The 16,518-nt window shown below is 63.8% G+C and carries 14 protein-coding genes; 6 read left to right on the top strand and 8 right to left on the bottom strand.

What is annotated here, in order from left to right; all coding sequences use genetic code 11:
* Window positions 1-16: 16 nt before the first annotated feature.
* The 4 genes from K7H93_RS09765 to K7H93_RS09750 form a co-directional block, all read right to left on the bottom strand.
* Window positions 17-526, bottom strand: a complete 510-nt coding sequence (locus K7H93_RS09765; RefSeq protein WP_230783457.1) for a peptidylprolyl isomerase — start codon at window positions 524-526, stop codon at window positions 17-19.
* A 74-nt stretch (window positions 527-600) separates the two neighbouring features.
* A complete protein-coding gene (locus K7H93_RS09760) occupies window positions 601-1,728 on the bottom strand; it encodes a TonB-dependent receptor (protein WP_338080317.1) in 1,128 nt (375 codons plus the stop codon).
* 419 nt (window positions 1,729-2,147) lie between these two features.
* Window positions 2,148-5,009 carry a hypothetical protein gene (locus K7H93_RS09755; protein WP_230783455.1) on the bottom strand — a complete coding sequence of 954 codons (2,862 nt, stop codon included), beginning with the start codon at window positions 5,007-5,009 and terminating at the stop codon, window positions 2,148-2,150.
* A 44-nt stretch (window positions 5,010-5,053) separates the two neighbouring features.
* A complete protein-coding gene (locus K7H93_RS09750) occupies window positions 5,054-5,272 on the bottom strand; it encodes a cyclase family protein (RefSeq protein ID WP_230783454.1) in 219 nt (72 codons plus the stop codon).
* 442 nt (window positions 5,273-5,714) lie between these two features.
* Between K7H93_RS09750 and K7H93_RS09745 the strand changes: the two genes are divergently transcribed.
* Window positions 5,715-6,692, top strand: a complete 978-nt coding sequence (locus K7H93_RS09745) for a GAF domain-containing DNA-binding protein (RefSeq protein ID WP_230783453.1) — start codon at window positions 5,715-5,717, stop codon at window positions 6,690-6,692.
* Between the two features lie 619 nt (window positions 6,693-7,311).
* Here the strand turns inward: K7H93_RS09745 and K7H93_RS09740 are convergent.
* Genes K7H93_RS09740 through K7H93_RS09725 form a run of 4 tightly spaced genes read right to left on the bottom strand, consistent with a single transcriptional unit; the run spans window position 7,312 to window position 12,060 of the window.
* The gene (locus tag K7H93_RS09740) at window positions 7,312-8,106 is read right to left on the bottom strand and encodes an SDR family NAD(P)-dependent oxidoreductase (protein WP_230783452.1); all 795 of its coding nucleotides are present in this window, start codon (window positions 8,104-8,106) and stop codon (window positions 7,312-7,314) included.
* Window positions 8,103-9,296 carry a zinc-dependent alcohol dehydrogenase gene (locus K7H93_RS09735; RefSeq protein ID WP_230783451.1) on the bottom strand — a complete coding sequence of 398 codons (1,194 nt, stop codon included), beginning with the start codon at window positions 9,294-9,296 and terminating at the stop codon, window positions 8,103-8,105. Before K7H93_RS09735 ends, K7H93_RS09740 begins: the two co-directional genes overlap by 4 nt.
* Window positions 9,296-9,949, bottom strand: a complete 654-nt coding sequence (locus K7H93_RS09730; RefSeq protein WP_230783450.1) for an SRPBCC family protein — start codon at window positions 9,947-9,949, stop codon at window positions 9,296-9,298. Before K7H93_RS09730 ends, K7H93_RS09735 begins: the two co-directional genes overlap by 1 nt.
* A gap of 17 nt (window positions 9,950-9,966) precedes the next feature.
* Window positions 9,967-12,060, bottom strand: coding sequence for a catalase (locus K7H93_RS09725; RefSeq protein ID WP_230783449.1), 2,094 nt, complete (start codon window positions 12,058-12,060; stop codon window positions 9,967-9,969).
* 302 nt (window positions 12,061-12,362) lie between these two features.
* Here K7H93_RS09725 and K7H93_RS09720 point away from each other — a divergent pair, with 302 nt between their 5' ends.
* The 5 genes from K7H93_RS09720 to K7H93_RS09700 all read left to right on the top strand — a co-directional run bounded on the left by K7H93_RS09720 (window position 12,363) and on the right by K7H93_RS09700 (window position 16,409).
* Window positions 12,363-12,857, top strand: a complete 495-nt coding sequence (locus K7H93_RS09720; RefSeq protein ID WP_230783448.1) for a YciE/YciF ferroxidase family protein — start codon at window positions 12,363-12,365, stop codon at window positions 12,855-12,857.
* A 98-nt stretch (window positions 12,858-12,955) separates the two neighbouring features.
* Entirely contained in the window at window positions 12,956-13,990 is a 1,035-nt protein-coding gene (locus K7H93_RS09715) for a glycosyltransferase family protein (RefSeq protein ID WP_230783447.1), read from the top strand.
* A complete protein-coding gene (locus K7H93_RS09710; protein ID WP_230783446.1) occupies window positions 13,983-15,077 on the top strand; it encodes an acyl-CoA dehydrogenase family protein in 1,095 nt (364 codons plus the stop codon). The genes K7H93_RS09715 and K7H93_RS09710 overlap by 8 nt, the downstream gene beginning before the upstream one ends.
* Window positions 15,074-15,805: a PIG-L deacetylase family protein gene (locus K7H93_RS09705; protein ID WP_230783445.1), complete on the top strand. Its 732-nt coding sequence runs from the start codon at window positions 15,074-15,076 to the stop codon at window positions 15,803-15,805. Before K7H93_RS09710 ends, K7H93_RS09705 begins: the two co-directional genes overlap by 4 nt.
* Window positions 15,795-16,409: an SAM-dependent methyltransferase gene (locus tag K7H93_RS09700; protein WP_230783444.1), complete on the top strand. Its 615-nt coding sequence runs from the start codon at window positions 15,795-15,797 to the stop codon at window positions 16,407-16,409. Before K7H93_RS09705 ends, K7H93_RS09700 begins: the two co-directional genes overlap by 11 nt.
* Window positions 16,410-16,518 lie beyond the last annotated feature (109 nt).

Below are 16,518 nucleotides of genomic sequence, written 5' to 3'. Positions count from 1 at the left end.
TGCACGCCCGATTTTTCTAACAGTCGTGGACGACCGTGAGCGTGATCGGCTCGCTCAGGTAATCCGTGTCTTCGGCGCGTTCGTAGATGCACCTGAGGGTGTCGAAGCCCGACGTGACCCGTCCGAAGACGGCAAACCCCTCGCCGTCCGCCTGGCGGGTACCGCCGTGATCCAGTTCCGGTTCGTCGCGCATGCAGATGAAGCAGCTGGGATAGACCTCGCCCTTGCCGAAGCGGGCGGCGGAAACCGCCCACTGGTCGTGCTTCAATCCGCTGGTCTCGGTGCCTTCATGCGCGATCCGGTCCAGCGGTCGTTCGTGGTGGTCCAGACCGAGCTGGATGACCTCGATCGGGACTCCCTCGCCCACCGATGAATTCGTCGGGGTGACGATGCGAAACACGCTCGCATCGACGAATTGCGGCTGGGCAAACTGGCGCATGAAATAGGCGCAGGTTGCGGGCGCAGCCTCGGGGGCCAGCGTGATGCCGAAAGAACCGAGCGTGCTGATGAAGCGGTAGCTTGCCATCGCCTCCTCCTGGGGAAGCCCCGTGGCGGGGCCGCACCGATCGTTAGACCGGCACTGCCCCGCCCGCGGGACCATCAGAAGTTGAACCGGAGGTCGGCACGGAACGTGTCCGGCTGCGCCGCATAGGCATAGCCGCCGGTCACGAACTCCGCGTTGTAGACCTCGTCGAAGATGTTGCTGCCCGAGAGCGTGAAGCTCCACCGGCCATCCAGATCCTCGATCCCGACGCGGGCATTGACCAGCTGGATCGCGGATCGCGCGGTGCTGTTCTCCGGATCCCAGAACTGGCGACCGCGATTTTCGAAATCGCCGCGGACGAAGAAGCCCAGCGTGTTCGAAATGTCGGTGCGATACTGGAAGCCTGCATTGATCGTGTTGCTGGCGATGTAGGGGGCGTCATTGCCCACCAGCGTGGGGTCGACGGCGTACTCCTTGATCTCGGCATCGGTGAAACTGACTCCGAGATAGGCGGTCAGTCCATCGGCGATCTCGGCCGAACCTTCCAGTTCGACCCCGAAGATGTCGATCTGGTCGATCGGCACCAGCACCTGCGCGCTGACCGCGCCGATGAACACGAAGTAGGGCGCATTGCTGAGATCGGTCTTGTAGACCGCGCCGCTCACGCTCGTGCGCGGCGCCAGCTGGGCCCGGAAACCGGCTTCCAGAGTCTCGGTCTCTTCCTGCGGCAGGACGTCGGACACACCGTTCACGCCCGCACCGGCGGCAATAACGCCGACGCCATTGGGGTTGAACTGCCCGCTGCGGAAACCCTTGCCCCAAGAGGCATAGAGCGTCGCCGTATCGGTGGGCTGGTAACGCAGCGTCACCTTGGGCTGGAACATGTCGAAGGTGGCCTTGTTCACCGCACCCGGCTGGCCGATCGGTCCCGTGACATTACCCGCGCCGTCATACAGCCCCTGCGCGGGATCGACGTATTGCGTGCGCTCGTCCTTGTCGTAACGCCCGGCCACCGAAAGCTCGAGGCTGTCGGTAAGATCGTAGGCCGCGTTGAAAAACACCGCCCAGGCCTGATTGTCGTTATCATCGGCAATGAAGCTGGTAAGCGGGTTCGTCGGATTGGTGACGGGCTCGCGCCGGATGCGGATGATGCCCTGTTCCAGATCGCTCGAAGCTTTCCGCACGGATCTGGAGGTGATTGAAAGGCCAAAAAAAGGCCCGTGGCGGAGCGGGAGGGATTCGATCTAAGCTATTAAACTACTGTTTAGAGAACCTTTAAGCGAGGCACCTACCGGCCCTTACCCCGACAAATACCCCGCTTTGCTGGCGAAAAATGAATTTCTTACTCCGACCTTTTGTCACGCGCGTGTCGCCATCACACATCTAACAATACCTTGGTCGTATGCAACGCGCTGCACTGGCACAAAGGGGGCGAGTACCGGTTGACGGCTTTGGCCGCTTTGCGCCCCAAATTCGGTCATTCTGCCCATCGGCCTGTTCACTTAAAAACACCCGTTGGAGCGATGGTGCGCTAACCTTGGTTCAGCAGCTTGATGTCACCCCAATGAGCCAGACTGGCAGAAGCTGTAGAAAGCTCTGATTGTGCCTTTAGGGGAGGAGCCCGGAGCGAGACCGGGCTCCATCCGTGATCGACCAACCGGGACTAGAATTCTCCGACCACTCCGACACGTGCGGTGGTGCTCTTGCCGCCTGCGTAGGAGACTCCGGCGGTAATCGCGAAGGGCTCTTCGGTGTTGGCCCTCGCGGCGATCGAGGCGCCGAAGGCCGCCTGGCCGCGATAGATCGAGGTATTCGCGGTATAGCTGATGCGGCCGGGGGCCGAGGGCATGGGTGCGGCCGTCAGCGCGACCGAGGCAGCGATCCCGCGATTGGTCTCGGTCCGCTCGCTCGCTGCCATTTCGTAGAGATCGAAGACACTGCCCTCGAGCGAGGACAGACGCGTGTCCATCCCGTCGAACCGGCTGAGGTCGAAGGTGGTCGTGCCCAGATTGCCCTGCGCATCGGTGGTGACAAGCGAGACCGGGCCGGACTGGCGGGCATTGCTTTCAGCGGACGCAATCCCGGCGAAAGTATAAGTGCTCTGCGAAGATCCGATCGTGACCTGACCGTCCTGCGTAGCGACGGCGCCCGCACCGATCGCCACCGCGCCGTTGCCGGTCGCGCTGGCCCCGTTGCCGAGCGCGATGGCGCTTTCGCCGATGGCCGAGCTGTCATTGCCAAGCGCCACCGCGCCGGTGCCGGTCGCGGTGTTGTTCGCGCCGAGCGCCACCGCACCGGTGCCGGTCGCGCGATTGGGATCGCCGATCGCGACCGCACCGTCACCCGAAGCGATATTGCCCGCGCCGATCGACACGGCCTGGCCGTCCTGCGCCTGCGCCTGATAACCGATCGCGACCGAGCGTTGGCCGCTGGCGCTGGCCCCCGATCCCATGGCGAGCGCATCCTCGCCCGTGGCAGTGGCGCCGGGGCCGGTCGAATTGCTTTCGAAGAAGGCAAGTTCGGCTGCGTTTGCGTCCGCCCGAGCCAGCGCGGTGTCCGCATCCTGCTGGGCGGCTTTCGCTTCATTCCGCGCAAGGTCGGCCTGGGACTGGGCCTTCACTGCGTTCTCGAATGCCACATCGGCGGTTTCCTGCGCCTCGGCCACGCCGACCGTGGCGTTGTTGGCTGCAATCTGAGCGGCGCGCGCTTCCTCCCGCGCGGCATCCGCCGTGCTCTGCGCATCGGCAGCGCTCTGAAACGCCTCGTCGGCGCGGGCCTGCGCAGCATTCGCTTCGCTGCGCGCGAGATCGGCGGTGTTCTGCGCAGCAGCGGCGGCATCGGCGTTCGCGGCAATCTGCGTGTTTTGCGCGTCGTTTTCGGCCAGCGCCTGATCGGCACTGTCCTGCGCGGTCTGTGCATTGGCGAGGGCCGCGTTGGCCGTGCCTTGCGCCGCGTCGGCAGCCCCCTGCGCATTTTCAGCGGCGGTGGCGTTGTTCGCGATCTGCGTGTCCTGCGCGTCGTTTTCGGCGAGTGCCCGATCGGCACTGTCCTGCGCGTTCGCGGCGTTGGCGATGGCCGTGTCCGCAGTGTCCTGCGCGGCCTCGGCGGTAGTTTGCGCGGTCCCGGCACTGGCCAGCGCTTGGTCGGCAGTGTCCTGAGCGGCTTCCGCGGCGCTCTGAGCCGTGGTGGCACTGGCCAGAGCTTGGTCCGCCGTATCCTGCGCCGCTTCGGCTGTTCCCTGGGCCTTCGCGGCGGCGGCGGCCACAGTATTCAGCTGGCCGAGATTGACCGCATCGGTAGTCTCGGTCCCCGCCGCAACATTGACGATCTGCCGCTGCAAATCCGCGCTGCCGACCGAAATGGTGTCGGACCGCGTCGCGATTGAACGGAAGCCGAGCGCCACTGCGCCGGTGACGTTTTGTTGCACCTCAGAAAAAGTGCCCAGAGCGGCGGAGCCAGCAGCGCCGTCGTTGACGAAGGCTTCACTACCGAGTGCCACACTATAAGCGGCGTCTGCATAGCTGTATTGACCTGTGGCGGTGCTGTAAGCACCGATGGCCCTGCTGAGTTGACCTGTCGCGGTGCTGTAATCGCCGAGGGCCCAGCTTTGCTGGCCTGTGGCGGTGCTGGATGCCCCACGTGCCTCGCTCCCTTCGCCCAGGGCGGTGCTGTACTTTCCGCTTGCCACGCTGCCCCCGCCGATTGCCTGGGAGCTGGACCCGCTTGCCACTGCCGCCGCACCGGTCGTGTTGAAGGCCAGGTATTGCAGGCTTGCGTCAAGCTGGCCCACGGTCACGGCGTCGCTGGCGTTTACGCCGTCTGCCAGATTGACGATCCGGCGGGTGATCGCGGCATCGTCGGCATCGATATCGCCGTCGCCATCGGTGTCTACCGTGCCCGCTCTCGCGCCCAGCGAGATCGTGTCCTTCTCGGTCGCCAGCGAACGGAAGCCGAGCGCCACGGCGCCGGTGACGTTTTCTTGAACCTCAGAAAAAGTGCCGAGAGCGACAGAGCCGGTAGCGCCGATGGCGACGTAGGCTTCATGACCGAGCGCTACACCATAAGTGGCGTCTGCATAGCTGTGTTGACCTGTGGCGGTACTGTAATCGCCTAGCGCTCTGCTGCTTTGGCCCGTCGCTGTGCTGTAGTCGCCGGTTGCCCAGCTGAGCTGGCCTGTGGCGGTGCTGTAATCCCCGCTTGCCTCGCTCCATTCGCCTAGGGCGGCGCTGTAATCACCGGTTGCGTCGGCGTCTTCGCCCAAGGCGGTGCTCAACCTTCCGCTTGCCACGCTGCCTTCGCCTACGGCGGTGCTGTAATTCCCACTTGCCTCGCTGCCTTCACCTACGGCGGTGCTCGCAACGCCACTTGCCTGGCTGTCCACACCGCATTCGGTCGACCTCAATCCTGAGCCAGTGTTGCACTCAGGTGTAGAATCGGCCGCGGCAGGGGCGGCGATGATCGCCAGGATCGTCACGCTGGTCCCGGCAAGAAGGTTGCGGGAGAATTTCTGGATAGTGTTTGACACGGGGATTCCTCCGGATGGTAAAAAGCAGGTGAACAGTCGCGCGGTCAGGAGCGCGGGAGAGGGGCGACGATGCGCAGCAGGCCGCCGTCGGCAAAGTGCTCCCGGGCATCGCGGTGCGTGCCGCCATGCGCCGAGGTGACGATGTTGGAGGCACTGTAATGCCGGCCGCCTTCGGTCTCTCCGTCGGCGACTTCCTCAAGCCCGAATTCGTCGGCAGTTGGCCAGAAAACGCAGCCCTCTACGGCGTCGTGGGTCAGTTCCATGACCTCTCCGTGCGCGCGCGCGAAACCCTCGATGAGAACCGGCCCCGGCGCGTTCGCGCATCCGGCCAGCGCACTCGCGGCAGCCAACGACAATAGGCGCGCACCAGCACGCAGGTTTGAAGCAATCACGGCGCGCCCCGAACGTCTTACCCAATCTTGGCTGGGTGGCATTCGGAGACCTGGCTCCAAGCCCCCAGAATTCCGCCCCCGGAGCCATTGTGACCCCTGTTCGGCGAACGACTGCAAAGCCGCTGCGCGTCCCGCAACTAACGGCTGCCGAGTTGCAACAGCGGTTGCTGAACTGCAGAATTAGGCGAATTTTAACGCCGGAAACGGCGTGGTCGGGGCATTGGCGGCGCGAAGGTGCTTCCCATCGGCGCTCCACAGCTTACGGGATTAAGGCGCAATCTATCCTTCCAACCTGAGTTCGCAGGCGACATCCATGGGTTTCGAACATCGCTATCCGAAAGTAGAAATGCACAGCGGAACGCATCCGCGGCTCGGCGGTGGAGTCGCGGTGTGGAAATTCGATGCCCTTCCCGACATGCTCGGGCCCGATTGCTGGGCCGTGGTGGCGGCCCGCCTGCTCCTGTCGCAGCCATTCGAGCCGGGTCTTGCCGCGATGCTTGAATTCATCGGGCGCTCGGCGCGCGCCGACAGGGCCTGGGTGCTCCGTTTCAACCACGATCTCACGACCATGCGCAACACTAACGAATGGTGTGCGGACGGGATCACTTCGCATGTCGAGGATCTGCAGGACGTCCCCGTCACCATGATCGGCGACATGCTGCTGCCGCTCAGGGACGGGCAGACCTTGGCTATCAACGATGTCGAATTGATCGGGCGCGGGATGCGCTCGATGCAGCGCGAGTTCCGCTTGCAGGGTATTCGCAGCACGCTGACGGTGCCGGTTATGGCAGAAGAAGGGCTGATCGCCTGCATCGGTCTTGATTGCACCCGTCAGCAGCGCGACTGGACCGAAAGCGAAGTGCACGCACTCACCCAGATTGCTGCCCTGATCGGCGTCAGCCGGACCGAAGGGGCACCGCTTACGCGCGAACGGATTGACCCGACCACCAGTGCCTCCGCGCGGCTTTACCTGCGCAGCGGACATTCGGCGCGAGGCGTGGATCCCGAGGATATCTGCGCGGTCGAGGCCGACGGCAGCGGGACGACAATCCACCTGTCGAGCGGGGAGACCGTGCCAGACGATCGACCGTTACGCTGGTGGCATTCGGTTCTGCCCGAACAGATGTTCCTGCGGACCCATCGCTCCGCGATTGCCAATCTGCGCAAGGTCGAGCGGTTTCAGCGCCGTTCCCGCGGGCAAGACCCCGAGCTCATCCTCAAAGGGAGCAAACGCCCCACGCCAGTCGCGCGCAGCCAGGTGCCGGAAGTTCGTCGCCGACTGGGAATGTAGAGATCATCGAGACTGGAAGGTGGGACCAGGTCCGCCGAAGCAATTGGTGAAGCTGCATCGGGCAGTTAGTAGCGAGTGGGCGCTCCCGTGTAGAATTTGCCCCATAGCGCAATGTCCTCTTCGGTCATCGCTGCGCCAGCACCGGACAGTAGGCAAACGGCCCACTAGCTGTCTCGCCGCTTTCAACAAAAGCGGCCAGTCTGCAATGCGCCCCAAATTTTAATCGTTAGATAATGCTTCGGCATTTCCCGTAAGCGGACTTTGTCGACTTGGCGGCCCATTGACCGCATGGTGTCGATCCCGGCAGCCTTACCGGTGAGCGAAGCGTTCTAGTTCAGGGGCGGCCAATCACGGAAGCAGCGTTGCTTCCTCGTCGTGAGCGAGCGCTTGAATAAGCATTTCGCCAGGTCCCGCGGGTTCTGGCATCTTCCGTTGGAGAAGGGGGCGCACTCTCCACGGCGGCTGTCAGGAAGATGCGTCCCAGACATTCCGACACAATGGCACCTGTGGGAGAGCATCAGGTGAACAACACTATGGTTGGAGGCAGGGTGCTGAGAGGTACCCTTCAGCAATTTCCGGCTAATCCCGGCTAATTCTCTCAGAGGAGTTTCAGCCTTGGCTAGCGGTCGGGTTGCGCGAGGCGGCGGTGCATCTGCGCGACCAGTTCGTCGGGAAGGATGTCGGCGAACAGGTCCTGCACCTTGTTCATGATGCCGCTGACCTCCTGCGTCTCGCCCTTGAGAAGCGCGCTATAGCCATCGTGCGCGACCTTTGCCGGATCGGACTTGTTGTCCATTTGCCCGGCCTGCGTGTCTTCCATGCTGGCGCGCTTGAAGAACTGCGTGTCGGTCACACCGGGCATGAGGCAGGAAATCACGACATTGGTGTGCTTGATCTCGTTCGCCAGCCCGACGCAGAAATCGTTCACGAAGGCCTTGGTCGAATTGTAGACCAGCTGATAGGCGCCGGGCATGTCGCCCGCGATCGAGCCGGTGACGAGGATGCGCCCCCGTTCGCGCAGCACCATCCGCGCGCCGATCTTGTGAATCAGCGACACCGTACCCTTGATATTGGTATCGATGACATGCGCAATGTCGGTCCACTGCTGGACGAAGAATGCATCGCCGAGGCCGTGCCCCGCATTGGCGACCAGCACGTCGACCTCGCGTTCGCCGATCTTGTTCATCAGGTCCTCGGTGCCCGTCGCCGTGCCGAGATCGACTTCGATCCGCTCCACCGAAGCCGCGCCGCAATCGCGCAGCGTGGCTTCGGCGGAGGCAAGATCGCGGTCGGCCACGACCAGCAGGTCGCATCCGTCCTTCGCGGCGAGCTTGGCGAGTTCGAGGCCGATCCCGCTGGACGCGCCGGTGACGACGCAGAAACCGGAAAGCTTGTCGATCGGGTTTGTGCTCATGCCGCGGCCTCCATTTCCATGCCGGGTTTGAGGACCACCTTGGTCCAGCTGTCCTGCTGCTCGCGGAAGTTCTTGTATCCGCGCGCAGCGTCTTCGAGGGGCAACCGGTGCGAAATCAGGAAGGTGGTATCGAGCGTGCCGTCCTCGATCTTGTCGAGCAGCGGCTTCGTATAGCGCTGCACATGCGTCTGGCCCGAATTGACCTTGAGGCCCTTCTCCATCAGCGCGCCGAGCGGAAACTTGTCGGTCATCCCGCCATAGACGCCGGGGATCGACACGCGTCCGCCGGGACGCACCGCGAGGATCGCCTGCTTGAGCGCCGCCGCGCGGTCGGCCCCCATGCCGATGGTCTGCTTCACCATGTCGAGCATGTTGTCGATTGCGAAACCGTGCGATTCCATGCCCACCGCATCGATTACCGCATCCACGCCGATCCCGCCGGACATTTCCATCAGCGCCTCGCGCACCTCGGTGGTCTCGAAATTGATGACCTCCGCGCCGAGTTGCTTTGCCAGTTCCAGCCGGTGCGGATGGTGATCGATCGCGATCACCTTGCTTGCGCCCATCACGAGCGCGGACTGTACGGCGAACAGCCCCACCGGGCCGCAGCCCCAGACCGCGACGGTATCGTCGGGCTGGATCTCGGCATTTTCCGCGCCCATCCAGCCGGTCGGCAGGATGTCGGACAGGAACAGGACCTTGTCGTCCTCAAGATGATCGGGAATGACGATCGGACCAACATCGGAGAACGGCACGCGGACATATTCCGCCTGCCCGCCCGAATAGCCGCCGGTAAGGTGCGAGTAGCCGAACAGCGCGGACATCGGATGGCCGTAGAGCGTGGCCGACATGTCCTGCTTTTCCGCCGGGTTCGAATTCTCGCACGCCGAATATTGCGTGATCTGGCAATGGAAGCAGTTGCCGCAGCTGATCGTGAAGGGCACGACGACGCGCTGGCCCTTCTTGAGCGTGCTGTCCTTGCCGGTCTCCACCACTTCGCCCATGAACTCATGGCCTAGGACGTCGCCGGGCAGCACGCCGGGGATTACGCCGTCGTAAAGGTGCAGGTCGGACCCGCAGATCGCGGTCGAAGTGATCTTGAGGATCGCGTCGCGCGGGTTGATGATTTCGGGATCGGGCACATTGTCCACCCGCACATCGTGCGTGCCTCGCCATGTTAGTGCGCGCATTATGCGTTCTCCTGTTGCTTGGCCGCGCGCGTCTCGCTCTTGCGATGCGCGGAAGTTGCGATTTCGCCGGTTTCCATCAGCATCTTGAAGCGCTTGAGATCGTGCCGCGCCTGCACTTCGGGTTCGCGCAGGAAGGCCTTTGCGAGCGCGCGGCCCGCCGCACCGCCCGGGGCGTCGTACTCGATGTGGAGCGACACGCGCGTGCCGCGATCGCCGGGTGCCTGCGTGAAAGTAACCTCGCCCTTCGTCTCGATGTCCGATCCTTCGACCGATCGCCAGGCGATGCGCTCGTTCTCGACCTCCTCGGCGATCTCGGTCTTCAGGTCGACACCGGTCCCGCCGGGTGCCTTGATCGTCCACACCGCGCGGCCTTTGGTGCCGCCCTGCTTGGCGATCGACTCGACGTTCTCCATGAACTCGGGGAGGTTCGCGAAATCGCGCCAGTAGGCGTAGAGTTCGCCGGCGGGCTTGCGAATCGTGACCGAGCGGCCGACCAGCGCGTGATCGCCCTGGTCGTTGCGTCGTGCGAATTGCGGCGCATCGTCCTTGCCGCCCTGATGGCGGCGGGAGCGGAAAGCGCCGAAAGCGGCAGCCCCCAGCGCGACCCCTGCGGCCGCGACACTTCCTGCGCCGATTTGTCGGGTTTGTTTCATGTCGGTATCCTTCCCAATCAGTCCTGCTTCACGCTTTCGCGGTCCCAGAAGCGCAGTTTGCCGCACTTCTCGATGAAGTCGTTCGCGGCATCCTTGCCCGTGGAAACGTCGACGAAGCCGTCGTCCATCCAGTTCCACACACCTGCCGTTTCGAAGAGGGGCTGCACCGCGGGGACGTAGGCGACGAACTTGGCGTGGGCGAAGGCGTCGTTTACGAAGTCGATGCTAGGCTTGTCGGTGTTGTACCGCTTGGCGGAAGCCTCGCTCATCACCACCGCCACCGCGTCGTAGGCCACCGACGGGCCGCCATCGATCTTCTCGTCGGCTTCCATCATCTTCCCGTCGGAAAGCTTGGCTCCGGCCACGTGCGGTGCGATGATCTCGACCATCCCGCCCGCAGCTTCTGCTGCTTCCTTCAGCGCCTTGACCACGCCCGCATCGCCGCCTTCGGCGATGTAGATGCCGAGCTTGCGGCCCTTGAAGCTGTCGGGCCCGTTCTTGAGGATCGAGAGCGCCGGGCTCTCGGGCAGGTCGGCGATCGGCTCGCGCGCGGCGGGCACCTTGGCGGGCAGTTCGGTAAGCCCCAGACCGTCCGCGACTTCCTGCGCGAGACCGTCGTCGATGTGCCGCAAATGGCCGACCATCCGCTTGCGGATGCTCATGCGTCCCACCTTTGAAAGCTCGAAGGTCAGTGCGTTGGCCATGTGCGTCTGCTCGACCGGAGTCTGGCTGACGTAGAACTGGCGCGCCTGGCTGTAGTGATCGGCGAATGTTTCGCTGCGCACCCGCACCTTGGGGCCAGTGACGGGGGCTTCGTAGGAGCTGAAGCCGTTCATCGGGCACGCGCGCGGACCGCGATCCTCTTCCTTCCCGTCGCCGTCGCCCCAGCTGTTGGGCTCGTAATTCACGCGGCCCTTGGGATTGGTCATCGCCATGTGCCCGTCCTGCTGGAAGTGGCGCACGGGGCACTTGGGCGCATTGATCGGCAGATGGGTGAAGTTGGGTCCGCCCAGCCGCTTGAGCTGCGTGTCGAGATAGCTGAAATTGCGGCCCTGCAGCAGTGGATCGTCCGAGTGGTCGATGCCGGGCACGATGTTCTGCGTGCAGAAGGCGACCTGCTCGGTCTCGGCGAAGAAATTGTCGACATTGGCGTCGAGCGTCAGCGTGCCGATGATCTCGACCGGGACCTGTTCCTCGGGAATGATCTTGGTCGCGTCGAGGATGTCGAATTCGAACTCCTCCGCGAAATCCTCGTCGAAGACCTGGATGCCCAGATCCCACTGCGGGAAGTCGCCGGCGTCGATCGCGTCCCACATGTCGCGGCGGTGGAAGTCGGGGTCCATCCCGTTGACCTTCAGCGCCTCGTTCCAGACCACCGATTGCAGGCCCAGCTTCGGCTTCCAGTGGAACTTGACGAAGTGGCTCTCACCCTTTTCGTTGACCAGCCGGAAGGTGTGCACTCCGAAGCCTTCCATGAAGCGGAAGGAGCGCGGGATCGTGCGGTCGGACATGATCCACATGACCATGTTCATCGCTTCCGGGCTGAGGCTGATGAAGTCCCAGAAATTGTCATGCGCGGTCTGCGCCTGCGGGAAGCCGCGATCGGGCGCGGGCTTGGCGGCGTGGATCAGGTCGGGAAACTTGATAGCATCCTGGATGAAGAACACCGGGATATTGTTGCCAACCAGGTCCCAGTTGCCTTCCTGGGTATAGAACTTGGTCGCGAAACCGCGCACGTCGCGCGCCAGATCGGGTGAACCCTTGTTGCCCGCCACGGTCGAGAAGCGGGTGAAGGTGGGCACCTTGACGCCCTCTTCATTGAAGATCCTCGCGCGCGAATATTGCGGGATCGCCTTCTTCAGCTCGAAGTGACCATGCACGCCATATCCGCGTGCGTGAACCACGCGCTCGGGAATGCGTTCGTGGTCGAAATGAAAGATTTTTTCGCGCGCGATATGGTCTTCGAGCAGCTGCGGCCCGCGCGCTCCGGCGGTCAGCCAGTTCTGATCGTCGGCGATCGGATGACCCTGCGCAGTGGTCATCACATCGTCGTCGCCCTTGGGCTTCTGGTGGTTTGCGCCACCGTCCGAAAGGTCGAGTTCCTTGGCCATTGAGTGCTCCGAAGTTGGGATATCTATCCCTCCCCAACGGGGCCCTTGGCCAAGAGTTGCACCATCGACGAAAAATATTTCGCCTTGCGGACCAATAAAAGCGCGCGATTAACAAATCTTAATATCAATGACCATTTTCACTTGGGTGCGTTTTCCGCAGCCCGTCTTCGCATTGCAAACTAACATTTGATATTGCCGCGCACTTGTATTTGTCTGTTCGGGAACGAATACCTGCTTCGCCATGTAGGATACCCGCTCGCGATAGTTCTCGCGGGCGCGAGCAAACCGCGAAGGAGCATCCAATGTCCGCCCCCGACAGCCTCACCGATTGCTACACCGAAGAACTGGCCGACCTGTGGTCCGCCAACGACCAGATGGAAAAGGTCGTTCGCGAACTTGCGAGCAAGGCGGGCGACGCCAAGCTCAAGAGCAAGCTGGAGAAGGGTGCCGAAGGCATCGCCAGGCACACCGAGACGATCAAGCAACTGCTCGACGATTGCGGGATCGACGAGAAGGAGCACTGCAAGGGAATGGAAGGCCTCGTGAAAGAGGCTCGCAAGCATGCCCTCGATGCCGATATCTCCGATGATGATGTGCGCGACGTTGTGATCGTCGCGCAGTATCAGCGGATGTGCCATTACGGCATCTGCGGCTTCGGCACCTCCAAGGCCTTCGCCGAAGCGCTCGGCAAGAGCGATCATGTCGCCAAGCTCGATGCGATCACCGAGGATATCTACGACACCGACGAGAACCTGAGCGATCTCGCCGAACGCAGCGTCAATCTGGACGCGAAATGACGCGAACGCCTGCGGCCGGGTGCTATCGCATCCGGCCTTTTCCTCATTCAATCGCCGACACGGGACCGGTGCATCCGGCTAAAGACGCGTCCATCGCGGTGCCAGTCGAACTGGCTGCGCTTCTGGCCAGCCCTCCGTTCGTCGGCAAGGCCGAGGTGTCCCGCTGCCGGGGTGTACTCGAGCGCGACTGCGATTTCGCAGTAGCTGTCCCGGTCCGCGACGAAGAACGCCGCCTGCCGGCCACCCTCGATGCCCTCTCCGCTGCCATGCGGGCCGTGCCCTTCGCAGGGTGCGCGGTGTTCGTCATCAACGACACGAGCGATGTTTCGGCCGACGTCATCGAGCGATGGGCGGTGCGCGAGAGGCAGTCCTTTCTGGCGCTGGAAGTGTCCTTCGATCCGACGATCCGCAACGCTCCGCATGCCCGCCGGCTCGCCCTCGACATTGCGGCGCGCGCGGTGTCCCGCGGCGCTCTCTTCACTACGGATGCCGACACGATTGTGGGCAAAACCTGGATCGACACGGGGCTTCGCTTTCTCGCCGAAGGCTACGACCTCGTCTGTGAGGATGTCTTGCTCGACGAACAAGAGCTTGCGGCCCTGCCTGCGCAAGTTCGCGAGGTCGGCGATGCCGAGCGTGACTATCTCGACCTGTGCGAACGCTTGTGGCGGTACTGGACCTATGGGCGCGCCGGCACGCTGGGATACCGCCCCTCCGGCGCAAGCCTTGCGATGAAGGGATCGAGCTATCTCGCACTCGGCGGCTTGCCGACCCCTGTCGTCGGAGAAGATCGGGCCTTGTGCGATGCGATGATCGGAGCGGGGTTCGCGGTCAAGGCGATGGAGAACTACGGGACGCGCACCTCGGCCCGGCTGAACGGACGTGCGTCTGGAGGATGCGGCGATGCCCTGGCGGACAGGGCCACCTCCGCGGATCCGGAATGCGATTCCCGGCTGAAGCCGGTCTGGCTGCTGCACGACGAAGCGACCTTGTGGATCGAGATAATTGGCGGGGCGAGCCGTGGCTTCCATGCTATCCCGAAGTCGGGCGGCACGATGACGTTCAGCGCCGTGCAGCGCGAATTGAAGATCGCGCGCAAACTGGCCACTACCTACGGCCTGGCCGATGCCTGAACCCGCCGAGACGGAAAGGATCGAGGCGATCCTTCGCGAACTGGCCCCGCTGTCGGATTGCGAAGGCGGTTCGCTTGCCCGGGAAGTCGCGCTGCTGAGCGAACGAGGCTGGTTGCGCGCCTGCCTGCCACGGCGGTGGGGTGGCGAAGGTTGGGGATGCGAACCTGCCGGGACGCGCGATGCATTCGATGCCCTGCGAGCCCTTGGCAGATCCAATCTTTCTGTAGCACGACTCTTCGAGGGCCATATGAACGCGGTCAAGCTGGTCGCCCTGTATGGCGGCGAGAATTCCGTGCGAGATATGGCGGGTGCGGTCGAGGCAGGCGTCCTTTTCGGCGTCTGGGGCGCCGACGAGCCCGCCGCCCCGCTAGGGTTCGAGAGGCGCGGAGGGGCGCTGGCGCTGACCGGAACCAAGCGCTTTGCATCCGGCCTTGGGCTGGTCGGCCGGGCCGTGGTCAGCGCGGCGACCCCCGAGGGCCAGCAGCTGCTGCTCGTGCCGACCGACGAGCCGGAGCGCTGCGATTACTCGGCCTGGTCGATGGGAGGGATGCGCGCCACCCAATCGGGCCGATACGATTTTGCCTGGCTCGAGGTCGGCAGCGATGCTCCGATCGGTGCGCCTGGCGATTACCAGCGCGAACCTCACTTCGAAGGAGGCATCTGGCGGTATTGCGGGGCGCATCTCGGCGCGGCGGAAGCGCTGTACCATGCGATGCTGGCGCAGCTGACCGAGCGCAAGCACGTCGATGATCCGAACCAGCAACGCCGTATCGTCGCCAGTGCAATCGCGATCGAAAGCGCCCGGCTATGGCTGCTGCGCGCCGCCGATGAAGTCGAGGCGAGCGGAGCCGAGGCGGGTAAAGCCGCGCTCTCGCTGCTTGCGCGCGAGGCGACCGAGGATGCGTGTCGACTGGTCATGGAGAACGTCGAGCGCGCGCTCGGGATGGCGGCGCACGACGCAGGTTCGCTCGTCCACCGCATGACCCGCGACCTTAGCCTGTTCCTGTGCCAGGCCATGCCCGATGCAAAGCGCGGCAGGGCCGCAGAGGCCCTGACCGCGATGGCTGCGCGGCCCGAACAGCTGTGAGTGTTCCCACACTTCCCGAAGGTTCGGTACTGCGCGCCGCCCGGTCCGCCCAGCACGTTTCGCTCGAGGCGCTGGCACCGCCCGGCCGCCTGCTGATCGTCTCTCCGCATCCGGACGATGAGACGCTGGGCTGCGGCATGGCGCTGGCGGCAGCACTGGCCGAAGGGCGGCAGGTCGCCATCCTGCTGCTGACCGATGGCGAGGGCTCGCACCCGAATTCGCGCAAATTCGGCACCGCGCGGCGCATCGCCACGCGCGCGGCGGAGTTCGACAGCGCACTGATGGCCCTCGCTCCCGACCATCTCGTCCCGGTGGTGCGCGCCCGGCTGCCCGACGGACGGACGACCGACAGGAGCGCCGCACAGGTTATCAATCGCCTGCTGGAGCACCGCTGCGTCGCAAATGCGGACACGATCTGGTCGACATGGGTTCACGATCCGCATTGCGACCACCGTACCGCCGCCGTTCTCTCGCGCATGCTCGCCGACCGGTCGGAGGCCGCTTTGTGGAGCTTTGCCGTCTGGGGCCGTTTCGGCGAGCGTCCGGTACCCGAGGGCTTGGGGCTCTTCTTCGACAGCCGGTTCCACCGCCCAAAGCGCGACGCGATGGATGCCTATGCCTCCCAGATGACCCCTCTGATCAACGACGATCCGGGAGGGTTTACGATGCCGCCCGCCTTGTTCGAGCACTTTGCCACCCATCCCGAGGTGTTCTTCCATGAGCGATGACCTGTCGGACCGGCGGCAAACTTTCGATGCGCTCTTCGCGAGCGACCCCGATCCATGGGGCTTCGAAAGTACGGCCTATGAAGCTGCCAAACGCCGCGCGACGCTCGCGATGCTGTTTCCTGACCGGTTCGAGCGCGCGCTCGAGGTCGGATGCGCCAATGGCGTCTTGACAGCCGAACTGGCGGGCGTGTGCGATGCGGTTCTGGGCATCGATGTCTCGCCCGCGGCTTTGCGGCTTGCGGCTGCGCGCGTCGCCCATCTCAAAAACGTTTCGCTCGCCCGAGCCGAAGTCCCCCGGGAATGGCCGGAGGGTACCTTCGACCTGATCGTGTTCTCCGAAATCCTCTACTTCCTGTCGCGTGAAGAGATTTCGCAAATCGCGCGGCTCGCCTGGCGGAGCCTTAACGACGATGGCGTATGCTTGCTGGTGAATTGGACAGGCCCGAACGACCTGCCAGTTGATGGACAAAGCGCTCGCGATATATTCGCCGAAGAATTGCCCTGGCTGAGCGCAGCGAGCGGGGTCTGGCCCCAGTATCGCATCGACCGGTTGCACAAGACTTTCCCTCGGAAGGAGGCCGCTTCAGGGCGTCTGGAGGATTAGTGCGAGGTATTGCCGATGCGCTATGGAGCCGCTGGCGAAGGGCAGCTTTCCCCGTCGCCCAAGCATAAGCCGACAGTCACCTTACGGCCCAGAAGCGGTCGATACTCAC

The organism is Citromicrobium bathyomarinum (genome assembly GCF_021021475.1).
Classification (GTDB): Bacteria; Pseudomonadota; Alphaproteobacteria; order Sphingomonadales; family Sphingomonadaceae; genus Alteriqipengyuania; species Alteriqipengyuania bathyomarina.
Note: the sequence above shows the minus strand (reverse complement) of the source record. Positions and strands in the feature narration are given on the sequence as shown.